Below are 14148 nucleotides of genomic sequence, written 5' to 3'. Positions count from 1 at the left end.
TTTCTGACATCTATCTTAGATTATACAATCTTTTTAGATGTATTTTTTTAGCAGAGGAGCTATTAACTTTAGGAGGAAGTGGTTATGAGCAAGAAAGAGCTTTTAAAATCAATACCTGCCGTAAATGATATACTGAATAACAAAAAGGCAGAAAAAATAAAAAATGATTATTCTAGATCTGATTTATTGGAAGGAATCAGATTTGTAACTGATAAATTGAGAACTAAGATTTTAGCTGATGATTTTTTGCAGGCTGATTTCGATAATGATAAACTAAAGACAGAAAATATTTTAGATTCAGCCAGAGATTATTTAAAAAAGATATATAAGCCAGAAATGTCAGCTGCCATTAATGCAACTGGTGTGGTGATACATACAAATCTAGGCAGATCTCTGCTTGCAGATAGTGCTGCAGAGGCGGTTAATAATGTTGCCACTCACTATTCTACTTTAGAAATTGATAGAGAAAGTGGGGAAAGAGGTGACCGCTATTCTTCAGTTCAGAATATTATAAAAAAATTAACTGGAGCTGAAGCCGCTCTGGTGGTTAATAATAATGCAGCTGCAGTAACTCTTGTCCTGGCTGCTGTGGCTGCAGATAAAGAAGTAGTGATTTCTCGAGGAGAACTTGTAGAAATTGGAGGGTCATTTAGAGTTCCAGAAGTTATGGAGCAGAGTGGAGCCAAGTTAGTAGAAGTTGGGTCAACCAATAAAGTCTATTTAAAGGACTATATAAATGCTGTTACAGAAGAGACTGGTGCTTTTTTAAAAGTACATACCAGTAATTATAGAATTAAAGGATTTACAGCGGTTGTTGAGGCTGAGGAACTGGTCAATGATGCCCACCAGAGAGATATTCCTGTTATAGAAGATTTAGGCAGTGGTATAATTTTTGATCTGCAGTCTTATGGACTGCCGTATGAACCTACAGTCAAAGAAAGTATAGATGCAGGTATTGATTTAGTAACCTTTAGTGGAGATAAACTGCTTGGAGGACCTCAAGCCGGGATAATTGTAGGTAAGAAAGAATATATTGAGAAATTAGAATACCATCCGTTATTAAGAGCCTTGAGAGTTGATAAATTTACTCTGGCAGCACTTGAAGCCACACTTAAATTGTACCGCAACTTTGAAGAGGCTTTAGCTAAAATTCCAACTCTTAAAATGCTGACAGAGACAGATGAAAAAATCAGGGAAAGAGCTGAAAAACTGTACGATCTGCTGGAAAGAAATGAAAAATTTAAAATTAAAATTAAAAAAGGTACAGCGCGAATAGGTGGAGGTAGTTATCCGCTGACTGAAATCAAGACCTATGTTTTGACAATTGACTCCAAGCTGATTTCTTCAGAAAAATTAGCTTATAAATTACGTCAGGCAGAGATGCCTATTTTCAGCAGAATAAAAGATCAGAAGTTAATAATTGATTTAAAAACAGTACAGCCAGCTGAAATTGAATTACTCGCTGCAGAGATTAATCAGATTCTGGAGGAGGAAGTCTGATGAATGATAAGAATCTTATTATTGGTACAGCCGGACATATCGATCACGGGAAAACGACTTTAATTAAGGCCCTTACCGGTGCAGATACAGATAGACTGCAGCAGGAAAAAGAACGCGGAATTTCAATTGAGCTTGGTTTTACCTCTTTTAAACTTTCTAACGAGAATCAGGTAGGAATTATTGATGTTCCCGGCCATGAAAAATTTATAAAAAACATGCTGGCTGGAGCTGCTGGAGTTGATCTTGCAATTTTAGTGGTTGCTGCAGATGAGGGGATGATGCCTCAGTCCAAAGAACATCTGGCAATTCTTGATCTGCTGGGAGTTAAACACGGAGTTGTGGCCCTTACTAAAACTGACAAAGTAGATGCAGAGTGGCAGGAGCTGGTTCTGGATGACACTCGAGAAAAGCTGGCTGGTTCCTTTTTAGAAGAGGCAAAAATAATTCCTGTTTCTGCTGTAGAAAAAAATGGGATAGATGCTTTAAAAGCGGAATTAAATAGAATTATTAAAAATATTAGCACTAAAAAAACTGACAACAACACCTATTTCCCAATAGATAGAGTCTTTACTCTTAAAGGCTTTGGAACAATAGTAACCGGAACACTTTTTAGAGGAGTTATTGAGGTAGAAGATGAGCTTGAACTTTATCCTCAGTCTAAAAAAATTAGAGTTAGGAGTCTGCAGGTTCACAATGATCAGGTTCAGAAAGTATATCCGGGTCAGAGAGTAGGGATCAATATTTCAGGTATTGATAAAGATGAGCTGCAGCGGGGAGATGTACTCGCAGAAGTTAATTCACTTTTTAAGACAAAATATTTTGAGGCAAACTTAAAAATGCTCAAAGATTTAAATTTTGTTCTCAAAAATGGTGATCAGATACGATTTCATATTGGAGCCAAAGAAATTATCGGCAGAGTCTACATTTATGATCAAAAACAACTATTTCCTGAAGAAGAAGCTTATGTTTTATTTAGTTTGGAAGAGGAGATTGCAGCTTTCTTAGGAGAAAAATTTGTGATTAGAAGATATTCACCAATGGATCTTATTGGCGGTGGCCGGGTAATAATTGTTGACCCACCTCCAAGAAAAAGAAATGACAAGCAGATAACTAAAATGCTTAAAAAAATTGAAGCAGGAGATTGGGAAAAAAAAATAGAAATTTTTATTAATTCTAAAAAGTATGAATCGGCTTCCAAAGAGTATTTATTGAAAAAATCATCACTGAAAGAAACTGAGCTTAAAAAAATTCTCAGCAAATTAGAAGCTGTTGGAAAAATAATCTGCCTTAAAGAGGCTAACAACAGCTTATGGATTCATGTTGATAAATTTGCAGAAGTTGAAGAACAAATACTTGAATTTATTGCTTCCTATCATCAAAAAAATCATCTGGAGCCTGGCATCAGTAAAGAAGAGCTGAGGTCAAAAATTAAATTTAATTTTGATAATCAGGAATTTAACAAAATTATTAAAATTTTAATTTCCAAGAAGCTAATTAAAGAAAAAGAAAATGCTTTAGCACTTTTAGATTTTGAGATTAGTTTTAATAAATCAGAAAAAGAGTTGAAAGATAGAATTATTAAAGAGTTTAAAATAAATTTATATACTCCTCCAAGTTCAGCAGAAATTAAGGATAAATTAGATATAGACCAACAAAAAGAAGAAAAGTATAATTCAATTATTAATTATTTGATTCTTAATGATGTTATAATCAGATTAAATAATGAGATATTAATTCACAGTCAGGCTGTAGAGGGAGCAGAAAAATTATTAAAAGAGTATTTAGAAGAAAATTCTGCAATAGAGCTGGGTGAATTTAGAGATCTAATTGAAAGCAGCAGAAAATATGCTTTAGCTCTGCTGAAAAAATTTGAAAAAGAAAGAATGATTAAAAAGAATGGAGATAAAAGAGTACTTTTTAATTAAGATTTCTTAAAAATAATGCTGAGGGTGGGTCAGATTATGGAAAAAATAACGGATGAAAATGGAAAGCTGAAGTTTAGAGTCTGGACCAGACAGCACAAAAATGTCCTAAAAATACTTAAAGAAAAAGGGACTTATAGAGTAAAAGAAAGGTATATTAGAAAAAAACTTGCTGACTGTGCTGATATTTATCTTGATGTTTACAGATGGCTGCGGAATCAGGCAGCTAAAAGAATGGATATCAAAGAAGAATTAAAATATCCGATCTGGCTCAGCACAGAAGAAAAACTTAAACTCCCTACAGCAGAGGGGATGGTCTTTTTTGAGCTTGAGATTCCAGAAGCAGAAATTATGATCTTTGATCTCTTGAAATGGGATTATATAGTTAATTATCTCTACCTGCCAAAAAATAAAGAGGATAGAAAAAGGTTTAGAGAAAAACTTGAAAAGAATAATATTAATGTTGAGTCTGATATTTATCTGCAGGACTTTTATCCGAGGTTGAAAAGAGAAATGACTTCAAGCTGGGAGAGACTTTTTGATTCAGATATAGAGCTTTCAGATAAAAAAGTGGCAGTAAGCTGGGAACTGAAAGAGGAATGGGTGGTTGATTATGAGTACAGAGGTTGAAATTTGGACTCAGCAGAGCAGAAAGGTCAAAAACTTATTATTTAAAGAAGAAAGAGTGACGGTTAAGAAAAGATATATCAAACAGAAGTATGGTTCAGAAGCTGAGATATTTCTAAAAGCATATGATTTTTTTGTTAAAAAAGCTAAAAAAATAGTTGCAAAACCTAAAGATGCTGAGTATCCATTCTGGGCTGCAGCTGATCCAGAAAATGCACTGAGTGGTGGGGAAGGTTTTTTAATTAAACTGCAGGTTCCTAAAGAAAAAATAATATTTTTTGATAAAAAGAAATGGAATCAGATTTTAAATCTCAGCTATATTGCTGAGAACAAAAAAGATTTAGACCAGCACCAGGATATTTTAGAAAAAATGGGGATAGCTGATGATTCAGAAGTTATGCTTTCTCCCCACTATCCTGTTCTGAAAAATAAAATTAAGCAGAGCTGGCAGAAGTTTTTTCAAGTTGAATATGATGGCTTTAATTCTAAAATAAAAGGAGCAGCAGTCTGGGAGCTCCGTTCCAGCTGGGTTGAGGAAGTAATTGAAAATAAATAGAATTTTTAAAAAAGCTGCAGCTGATTCTAAAAGATACTTTCCTAGATGCCTGCTGGATGGAAAAAAATTGTTATTAAAATTGGGCGTAGATTTTCTTATTAGCTAGGGAATTATACGTGATGGTTTGTTGTGGATAATATTTATAGTTTTCATAATTTCCGCTATCAACAAAATTTAACCTTACTGTATTACAGATTGTCCGAAGGACATTTTGTTCTAATTCAAAGATAATTATTAAATCAAAGATGGAGGTTTTAATAATGTTAACAAAGAAAATTTTGGATGCTATATTTAAAAGAGTTGACGGTCAGAAATTTGAAATAGAATACTGGGATGGAGAAACTAAAGTTTTTAATCAGCAGCTGCAGTCAGATCCCGCTTTTAAGATAATTTTTGCGGAAAAATTGAGTCTTAATGAGATCAGAAAAAGTCCACAGCTCAAAATGGGTGAAGCATATATGGACGGCAAAATTAACTTTGAGGGAAGTATTAAAAAGTTAATTGAGACAGCTGGTGAGAATGTTTTTGAGCTTAAGGAAGAAATTGAAAAGTACAAAATTGATCAGGTTCTAGACTTCCAGACTTCTGAGTCTCCAGCTGAAGAGGAAAAAGGAGTCCGAGAGCATTATGATATTGGAAATGATTTCTTTAAACTCTGGCAGGATGAGACAATGACCTACTCCTGTGCCTATTTTAAGAATGAAGATGATGATCTAAAAGCTGCACAGCTGCAGAAAATTGATCATATTTTAAAAAAATTAAATTTGAAAGCAGGGGAAAGACTGCTTGATATTGGCTGTGGCTGGGGTTCACTTGCTTTAAGAGCAGCAGAAAAATATGGAGTAGATGTAATGGGAATAACCTTAAGTAAGGAACAGGAAATTGAAGCTAAAAAACGAGTTGCTAAAGCTGGACTTGTAGATAAAATTGAAATTAGAAGACAGGATTATAGAGATTTAGCTGAAGAAAATGAACAGTTTGATAAAATAGTAAGTGTGGGGATGTTTGAACATGTTGGGAAAGAAAATATTCCAATTTATTTTGAAGTAATTGATAAATTATTAAAAAATAAGGGTTTGTCACTACTGCATTCTATTACTCATTTAAAAGAACAACCAGCTCATCCCTGGCTGCAGAAATATATCTTCCCCTGGGGCTATATTCCATCACTAAGAGAAATAGTCTGGGAGCTGCCGGAAAATAATTTTCATCTTTTAGATGCTGAAGATATTGGTTATCATTATTCTTTAACAGCAGAAAGATGGCTGGATAATTATGAAAAAGTGAGTGATCAGGTTAAAGAAAAATTTGATGATCATTTTTATAGAATGTGGAGGACATTTTTAATGGGGGTTGTTTTTACCTTCCGTTATGCTTCAACTTCAGTTCATCAAATTCTTTTTTCAAAAGGGAAAAATACTGAGCTGCCGCTGACTAGAGAATATATTTATCAAAACGATTAAGATTAAAATGAATTTATTGCTGATGACTATCTATGAGCTCTTCTCTTATTGAGAAGAGTTTTTAATTTGCCTGGCATGAATATTTGCCAATCAGTGCAAGTCTGATGTGGCGGTTAATAGTGCAACCGCTAGGAAGACAAGGGTGTCCATTGTGAGGTGGAATCTGAAAGAAGTTGGAGGCAAAGCTGCGGTTTGAGGAACAGGAACTAAAAGGCATAAGTTACCAGTAGAAAATGGGAGCAAAGAGGAAGTGCTGCCTAAATTAAGTACATTACTTAAATTAGCTAAAGCTTTAGATGCGAATATTAATTTAAATCCTAATCAAGAAAGTATAATAAAAATTGAATCTAATAAAATGATTAATAATGAAGCTGGTTAAAAACACCCCATGACAACTATCCTAACACATAGGGGTAATGGCTTTTACATGGATGATTATGTTTTTAAGTTAAGATTGATTAAGCAGGAAACGACCGATCTTTAACGAAGATTTTATTAAGAAATCAAAAATGGAAAGGTAATAGAAGTAAATATAGAAGATAGCTATTATAATATGAAAGAAAAGATAGAGCCTCATTTTGAGATAATAGAGCTTGCAGAAAATGCAGCAGAGATTGATGAAAAATTAACTGCAGCTTAAAAAGACCTATAAATAGCCCTTCCTTTGGCCGGGATCTCTAATTCCAAATAATTTTTACCTTTATCAGCTTCTTTTATCTCAATTTCTTCTCCAATTTTCTTCTCATCAGATGAGTAGACACAGATAAATTTTTCGCCGGGTAGATGAATTTCACTGTCAATTAAAACTTTTGTTTTTTGGGCTTTTTCTAATTCACAGTTTATTGCTAATAAAAATTCATCCTGACTGAAGATCCTTGACCAGGCAATAATTTCTCTGCATCTTGTTTGATCTGCCTGAGGCAGGTGGAAATTGTTAGTTTTTAGTTCTGATATTTCCCTTAAATACTGCCTGCCCAATCTGAGGTGGATATACTCGTTTCTAAGTTCAGCCAGTTTTTTCATTTCCTTATATACAGGATGTTCCCTGTTAAAAAAGCTTTTGTTTCGGGTTCTAAATGCACCAAACTCTCCTCCAAACATTGATTCTCTAACATACTTGTCATGGTCTCCACTGCCGTCAAATCCCTGTTCAGTTCCATAATAGATGCAGGGAACTCCAGCGGTGAAAAAGTTTAAGAAGACAGCATTTTTAAGAAGAGAAGCTGTTTTTTTATCTGCTGTAAAACGCTCCTTATGCTGAGGCTTATATACCATATCATGGTCGTCAAACATTGTAATGACTCTTTTATGATACCACTGGTTTTCACCTTCACTTAAAATTTGAGAATTTGTAAAAATCGAGAAATAGTTTTCTGCTGAGGAATATCCCTTGGCTACATTTTCAAGGATTTCCGGAATTTTGTTGATGCCGAGAGCTGCATCAAGACCTGTGTTTTCACAGATGGACTTTGCAAATTCCATACCACCTGTAATTTCTCCTAATATATAAAAATCCTTTTTTCCTAGAGTTTGAGTAAATTCTTTAATTTCTGTTACAAAAAAACGTACAGCACCCGGATCCAGGTGTTTTACTGTGTCCATTCTAAAGCCGTCTAAGTCTGCATATGCTATCCAGTATTTATAGCATTCTGTTAAAATTTTTAAAGCTTCTGAGGGTTTATAGGCATCTGTCTTTCCAGAACCAGTATTAATATTTTTTAAGGAAAAAAAATCTCCCTCCCTATATTCCGGGTCACTTTCCCAGTCTCTAATATAACCTTTTTTGCTGAAGGTAGTTAAATTAAAAATTTCTTCAGGCCAGACTCCTCCCTCAGGCCAGGTAGTGCTGTAGTCAGGATTATTGGGGTCAATAACTGCTTTTCCATCTTTATCTCTGAATGCTTTAACAGGATATTCCTGACCGGTATAGAAGGGATCTGCTGCATCATAAAGAAATACATCAGCTGTGTGGTTTATTATTACATCAAGGATAATATAGATTCCTCTTTTATGTGCCTCATCAACCAGATTTTTGAGCTCATCTTTTGTGCCAAAATGAGGATCAATCTGTAAAAAGTTCTGGGTTCCGTAACCGTGATAATTATCTGAGTAAACAGGCTGTTTAAGGACCGGGCTTATCCAGAGGACACTTACTCCCAATTCTTTGAGATAGTCAAGTTTATCTGTTATTCCTTTTAAAGTGCCTCCGATCCATTTTTCTCCACTGTCCAGCCAGTTCTGCTTATCTTTATCTGTTTTCAATGCATTTTCATAATCAGTTTTCTCGTCATAGAGAGGATATTCTTTTTCAGATGCAAATCTATCTACAAGCAGAAAATAAAAAATCTGTTCATCCCATGCTTCCGGCGATTTTTGATATTCTCTTGTTTCAGTAATTTCTTTTAAATTAAATTCCTGTATACTTTTCATAGTCTGCCTCCTTATGTTTTATGTTTATAATTTACATTATTTTATCTATATTATTTTATTGTTATCTATTAATTATATTCTTCAAAATTATTACTTTTCCTCCTTTAAAGAACTGTTTAATTAGAGGTGAAATAAAGGAATAGATTTCTTTTTGAAGAATAATTATAATAGAAAAAAATTTAACTAAGGTAGAAGGGATAAAATGAATTTTGTATTTTGGGGACAGACTTTAATGTAATTTTATCAGCATATTATTCCTTATACTGAAATGAGAGGTGCTAATTATGGAAAGTAAAAAAGATAAATTTATCGAAATGTTTAATGAACTCTATGAACATCTAAAAGAAGTTAATGACTGGGAGACTTCTTTTTACAGTCTGCTGTATAAAGGCCGAAAAAATGATTATATAATTAAAAAGTACAGAGATGAACTTGACACGGTAAGGAAAGTTAGAAACTCGATTGCCCACAACAATGAATATTATTTTTTACCCAGCAGCTCCTTATACACTTTATTAGAAGAAATTTTAGAAAAAGTAATAGATTCTCCTAAAATTATTGATTTTATTGATGATAATTTAATGGTAATAAAAGAGGATAACTCAATAATTAAAACAATAAAAGATATGAATAAATATGACTATACTCAAATTCCAGTAGTAGATCAAAAGGGAAAGTATATTGAATTACTGACCACAAATACGATCATTAGATGGATGGGAGATTTAAAGTCAGATCAAGGCGGTAATCTGATTATTGAAGATGCTCAGATAAAAGAAGTTGTAAAATATGCAGAAGAAGATGAAGTCTGCGAATTTATTTCAAAAGACAGCAAACTGGATATCTTAATTGATAAGCATGAGTCAATTATTAAAGCGGGAAATAAAATTGATGCTTTTTTAATAACTGAAAACGGAAAAAAAGAGGAAGTACTGCAGGGGATTATTACTGGCTGGGAAATACCAGAAATTTACAATAAGTTAAATATTTAATCTAATTTTTTTAAGACTTCAACTCTTCTTTTTGCTTCCAAATAAATCATTTTTTACAGAATTGATAATTTCAATTGTATAATCAGTCATCTAGATTAATACCTTCTTCCGCAGCGAAGTCTCTTAGGTTTTGAGTGTTCCCGTTCTTATATTCTTTTTCTGCATAGGAGGCTAATTCTACCAGTGGGTCTTCAATAGCTCGGGTTAATTCTACTTTGCCCGGGCTTAAATTTATAAAGAGAATATCACCTGCTTTAAGCGCTTCTTTAGGAATTGTGATCTTTCCTCTTGCATCTACTTTTACTACTAATTTATCACTCATTTTATCACCACCTTGAATTTTTGTGAGTTCTGTATGCAGGCTTTCTAAACTAGCAGCTGGGATTGTTAAAAAACATTATTGATTATTCTTAAAAAATAAATTTATATAAAATAAAGGAGCTTACTGCTATAAATAAAGCTGAAATTATATAAGTCGAATTCTCTTTTTCTACAAATATTCTGGTATCCCACCAGATTTTTGGCATTTTGATCAGATCACTGAAGGTCCAGACTTCTCTGCGGCCAATAGCAAGGGTGTATTTGCCCTGGTCCTGCTCAGCCTTAAAACTGGAATAATCAACATTATCTGCATTATCTAATTGATTGTAGGCGGCCCAGGAAATTTGATGATCCTCAACAAATATTGGCTCTGCTTTAGTTGCAGAATCAGAAGTATCTAATGGTATATGGGCCAGTGCAGTTGTTTTTATGATTAAGATAAATATCAGGATAATTATTACTACTGAAAATGAATTTAATATAATTCTCATTTTTATTAATCCCCCTTAATTTTGTTTTATATATCTAATTATACTGCTGAATTAAAATAATTAATAGGGCCTTTTGATTATTATCTGATATATTATGGTATATTATAACGAATAAATAAATTTTGCTATAATTTACAATTAATGGTATAATATTTATATTATCATTGAACTTGAGCTTTAAGTTATGGTAAAATATATTTAGAAGGGAAAATTGCCGTGCCTGAAAAATCAAATACACCTCATGATGATTTTTTTAAGAAAACTTTTGGCAGAGTAGATATCAGCAGAAATTTTTTACAGAGTTATTTACCGCAGAATTTGAGAGAATTTGTTGACTTCAGTGAACTTGATCCCAGACCAATTTCGTATACTGGAAAGAATAGTTATTACTCTGATTTATTATTTAAGTCAAAAATTGGAGATAAGAAATATGGAGTTTATTTTCTGTTTGAACACAAAAGTTATAATGATAAATGGTCAGTAATGCAGATTTTTAATTACTTGGCTAGAATCTGGATGCGCGAAAAACGAACTAAAAGAATAAAAAGCTTATCTTTTATTATTCCAATTTTATTTTACCACGGAGGTAACGGCAGTCTAGTAATAAAAAGTTTTGCAGAATATTTTGATCAAAATATGATAGAAAATTATGATTTAAACAAGTATCTTCCAGATTTCGAAACAGTATTTTATGATTTTTCCAATGATGCTAATTTAAATTTATTAGGAGATAGAAAAGTACGGTTGACTTTAAAATTCTTTAAGATTTCAAAGATAAAAGATATAAAAGTAGTTTATCAGGAAATAATCTCTTTTGTAATTAGTGAAAATGGTGTAGATAGGGATATTTTTTATCTAGGCTTAAATTATATTGCTGATAGTAGAGAGGAATTTAATTATTATATTTTAAATGAAAGACTAAAATATGAAGGCATGAAAAAGGAGGCTGATATTGTGATATCTGCAGCTGATAAATTAAGAACTAAGGAAGCAAAAAGGATTTTACTGAAACAGATAAATTTTAAGTTTGGTAATTTAGATCCTGAAACTATCTCTTTAATTAATAATGCTAAATTAGAGAAAATCGAAGAGTTGAGTGAAAAAATATTAACTGTTGATTCAGAAGAAGAATTTATTAATTATATTAAACACTAAAAATATTTAAAATACTATTTAAGCACCCTTCTCATTTGAGGAGGGTTTTTTCATTTATAGACAATCTTATTCAAAAAGTTATTATACTATCTTTTAATCATCATCAATAAAAAAGGAATAGATTTCTTTTTGAAGAATAATTATATTAGCAGAGATTTTAGGAGGTATAACCGTGGCAGAAGAAATAAAAATCATTGTTTCATTTTTAAGAGAATCTGGGGCTCACCTTCTGGCAGGGCCCTTAAAAAAAGCAGCTCTAAAAAATGGAGCTAATATTAAAATCCTTACTTCGAGATATTTAAACATAACTGAACCATCAGCTCTCTATCTTTTAAAAGATAAACTGGGAGATCTGGCAGAACTTAAGTTTTTTGCTGATCAGGAAAGGGATTCTCAGGATATTTCTTTTCACCCCAAGGCCTATTTTTTTAAAAATAAAAGTGAAGAAATTATATTTATTGGGTCCTCAAATATTTCTTATTCTGCCCTTCACGGTGGAATTGAGTGGAACTACCGACTGGAAAGAGAAAAAGATGAGGAGGCTTTTAAGGAGTTTACAGAGGAATTTAATGACCTCTATAATAACTATTCAGTAGAAATTACAGATCAGCTTTTAAAGAACTATGCTGCAGATTGGGTTAAACCTTCAATCAGCAGAGAAGTTGATAAAGCAGCTTACATAAAAAAGGAAAAAGATTATCAGGATCATAAAGATAAAGTTCAGAAAGAGAAGCAAAAACCTAAACCCCGGGGAGCCCAGATAGAGGCTCTTTATGAGCTCAGGCTGGCCCGGGAAGAAGGATATCAGGAAGGAATTGTGGCAGCTGCGACGGGAGTCGGGAAAACTTATCTGACAGCTATCTAAATGTACTGGAATATTTTGAACCAGATTTTCTACTCGGTTTGACAGCAACTCCCTACAGAATGGATAACAAGGATATTTTTGAACTCTGCAGCAATAACAAGATCTATGAGATTGACTTAAGGACTGCAATCAACCGGGACCTGCTGGTTCCCTTTGAATATTTTGGTATCTATGACCAGGAAGTCGATTATGAAGGGATCAGCTATCAGAATGGTAAATATAATGGAAAAGAGCTGGAAAAGGCACTTTCTACCCACAAAAGAGCTGATTTAATCCATAATAATTACAGGAAGAGATCCGGTAAAAGAACTTTAGGCTTCTGTTCTTCAATTGAGCATGCTAAATATATGACAGAGTATTTTAATCAGCAGGGAGTCAAGGCAGTAACAGTTCATTCCGGGGCTGATCAGGGTCCATATTTTATGGAGCGTAAAGAGGCTGTTAAAAAACTGCGTCAGGCTGAGATTGAAATGATTTTTGCGGTTGATATCTTTAATGAGGGTGTAGATATACCTGAACTTGATACGGTACTCTTTCTGAGACCGACAGAATCTTATGTTGTCTTCTTACAGCAGCTGGGAAGGGGTCTGCGCAAGGTTGAAAGGAAGGAAAAGCTTAAAGTTTTAGATTTTATCGGTAATTATAAGCGGGCTCATTATCTGCCCCTGCTCTTAGCTGGAGAAAACCCAATGGAAGCTGATAATAAGAGATATCAGCAGGCGGAAGAATTTGAATATCCTGAAGGCTGTCGGGTTAATTTTGATTTCCAGCTTTTAGATTTATTTGCAGAAATGAAGAAAAATGATCCTCTGGAAGAGAGAATGAAAAATGAATACTTCAGATTAAAGTCTGAACTGAATAGAAGACCGATGAGGCTTGATTTATATCAGGGAACTGATCTTGAGATTAAAAAATTTTTAAACAGCCGCTATTATGACAAAGGGTATTTAAGATTTCTGGCTGAAATAGATGAGTTAACTGCAGCTGAAAAAAGCTGGTTTGATACAATTGCGGAAGAGTTTTTAGTTGAAATAGAAAGTACAAGAATGAACAAATTATATAAGATTCCAGTTTTAAAAGCACTGATTAAGGATGGTAAGTTAAGAATGAAGGCTCTGATAGAAGAAGTTGGCCAGTCATTTTTGAACTTTTATCACGATAATCCCAGAATGCAGAAAGATCTGGATGGGAAAAAACATCAGGGCTGGCAGCAGTGGGATCAGCAGAGATTTATCAAAGAAGCGGAAAAGAATCCTGTAAAATATCTTTCTAAACGGAAGTTTTTTAATTATGATGAGGTAAATAAGGAATTTTATTTAAATCAGAAGCTGGAAGAATTTATTAACCAGGATTTAACTGAGCATTTTAAAGATATAGTAGAACTTAGAAAACTAAAATATTACAATAGACGTTTAAAATAGAGGTGAGAATACAATGAGCTGTGTATTTTGTGAGTATCCAGAGAAAGATTATATTATAGAAAATGAGCTGGCATTTGCGATATATGATAAATTTCCAGTCAATGAAGGGCATATACTGGTGATTTCAAAGCGGCATTTTGCCAATTATTTTGAAGCGACTGAAGCAGAAATTATGGCCATTTTTCAACTGACAAAGGAGTGCAAAAAGATCTTAGAGGAAGAATATACTCCTGATGGTTACAATATCGGGTTCAATATTAATTATGCCGGCGGCCAGACTGTAATGCACATCCATCAGCATATTATACCCCGCTATGAAGGAGATATTGATAATCCTAGAGGTGGAATTAGAAGGCTGAAGAAGCAGCTGGTTTATTATGATGGATGAAGATATTGAAAGTAGAT

General features: G+C 33.3%; 14 protein-coding genes. 11 read left to right on the top strand and 3 right to left on the bottom strand.

All coding sequences use genetic code 11. The annotated features are described in order from the left end of the window. Window positions 1–84 precede the first annotated feature (84 nt). The 6 genes from selA to C7954_RS14070 all read left to right on the top strand — a co-directional run bounded on the left by selA (window position 85) and on the right by C7954_RS14070 (window position 6447). Window positions 85–1500 carry an L-seryl-tRNA(Sec) selenium transferase gene (gene selA, locus C7954_RS09130; protein WP_073159309.1) on the top strand — a complete coding sequence of 472 codons (1416 nt, stop codon included), beginning with the start codon at window positions 85–87 and terminating at the stop codon, window positions 1498–1500. Next, a complete protein-coding gene (gene selB, locus C7954_RS09125) occupies window positions 1500–3425 on the top strand; it encodes a selenocysteine-specific translation elongation factor (RefSeq protein ID WP_089716515.1) in 1926 nt (641 codons plus the stop codon). Before selA ends, selB begins: the two co-directional genes overlap by 1 nt. Before the next feature lie 36 nt (window positions 3426–3461). Then, window positions 3462–4052, top strand: coding sequence for a DUF3841 domain-containing protein (locus tag C7954_RS09120; protein WP_073159307.1), 591 nt, complete (start codon window positions 3462–3464; stop codon window positions 4050–4052). Beyond that, window positions 4036–4605 (top strand): DUF3841 domain-containing protein, encoded by a 570-nt coding sequence (locus C7954_RS09115; protein WP_089656108.1) that lies wholly within the window; start codon window positions 4036–4038, stop codon window positions 4603–4605. The genes C7954_RS09120 and C7954_RS09115 overlap by 17 nt, the downstream gene beginning before the upstream one ends. Window positions 4606–4865: 260 nt before the next feature. Beyond that, window positions 4866–6068 carry an SAM-dependent methyltransferase gene (locus C7954_RS09110; RefSeq protein WP_134059669.1) on the top strand — a complete coding sequence of 401 codons (1203 nt, stop codon included), beginning with the start codon at window positions 4866–4868 and terminating at the stop codon, window positions 6066–6068. 250 nt (window positions 6069–6318) lie between these two features. Beyond that, window positions 6319–6447, top strand: coding sequence for a hypothetical protein (locus C7954_RS14070; protein ID WP_256208176.1), 129 nt, complete (start codon window positions 6319–6321; stop codon window positions 6445–6447). A gap of 257 nt (window positions 6448–6704) precedes the next feature. Here C7954_RS14070 and C7954_RS09105 read toward each other — a convergent pair whose 3' ends face one another. Next, entirely contained in the window at window positions 6705–8498 is a 1794-nt protein-coding gene (locus tag C7954_RS09105) for an alpha-amylase family glycosyl hydrolase (RefSeq protein WP_134059666.1), read from the bottom strand. A 284-nt stretch (window positions 8499–8782) separates the two neighbouring features. Here C7954_RS09105 and C7954_RS09100 point away from each other — a divergent pair, with 284 nt between their 5' ends. Next, window positions 8783–9490 (top strand): CBS domain-containing protein, encoded by a 708-nt coding sequence (locus tag C7954_RS09100; RefSeq protein ID WP_073159303.1) that lies wholly within the window; start codon window positions 8783–8785, stop codon window positions 9488–9490. Between the two features lie 82 nt (window positions 9491–9572). On the opposite strand, the gene C7954_RS09095 is transcribed toward C7954_RS09100, so the two are convergent. Continuing rightward, window positions 9573–9812 carry an AbrB/MazE/SpoVT family DNA-binding domain-containing protein gene (locus C7954_RS09095; RefSeq protein ID WP_073159301.1) on the bottom strand — a complete coding sequence of 80 codons (240 nt, stop codon included), beginning with the start codon at window positions 9810–9812 and terminating at the stop codon, window positions 9573–9575. Between the two features lie 88 nt (window positions 9813–9900). Next, window positions 9901–10302, bottom strand: a complete 402-nt coding sequence (locus tag C7954_RS09090; RefSeq protein ID WP_073159299.1) for a hypothetical protein — start codon at window positions 10300–10302, stop codon at window positions 9901–9903. 216 nt (window positions 10303–10518) lie between these two features. Here C7954_RS09090 and C7954_RS09085 point away from each other — a divergent pair, with 216 nt between their 5' ends. The 4 genes from C7954_RS09085 (at window position 10519) to C7954_RS09075 (ending at window position 14131) form a co-directional block, all read left to right on the top strand. Continuing rightward, window positions 10519–11457 carry an Rpn family recombination-promoting nuclease/putative transposase gene (locus C7954_RS09085; RefSeq protein WP_073159297.1) on the top strand — a complete coding sequence of 313 codons (939 nt, stop codon included), beginning with the start codon at window positions 10519–10521 and terminating at the stop codon, window positions 11455–11457. 172 nt (window positions 11458–11629) lie between these two features. After that, window positions 11630–12322 carry a phospholipase D-like domain-containing protein gene (locus tag C7954_RS13905; RefSeq protein ID WP_234971262.1) on the top strand — a complete coding sequence of 231 codons (693 nt, stop codon included), beginning with the start codon at window positions 11630–11632 and terminating at the stop codon, window positions 12320–12322. A 59-nt stretch (window positions 12323–12381) separates the two neighbouring features. Beyond that, window positions 12382–13743: a DEAD/DEAH box helicase gene (locus C7954_RS13900; protein ID WP_234971261.1), complete on the top strand. Its 1362-nt coding sequence runs from the start codon at window positions 12382–12384 to the stop codon at window positions 13741–13743. Between the two features lie 13 nt (window positions 13744–13756). After that, window positions 13757–14131: an HIT family protein gene (locus tag C7954_RS09075; RefSeq protein ID WP_089720185.1), complete on the top strand. Its 375-nt coding sequence runs from the start codon at window positions 13757–13759 to the stop codon at window positions 14129–14131. Window positions 14132–14148 lie beyond the last annotated feature (17 nt).

The organism is Halanaerobium congolense (assembly GCF_004366375.1).
Lineage (GTDB): Bacteria > Bacillota > Halanaerobiia > Halanaerobiales > Halanaerobiaceae > Halanaerobium > Halanaerobium congolense.
Note: the sequence above shows the minus strand (reverse complement) of the source record. Positions and strands in the feature narration are given on the sequence as shown.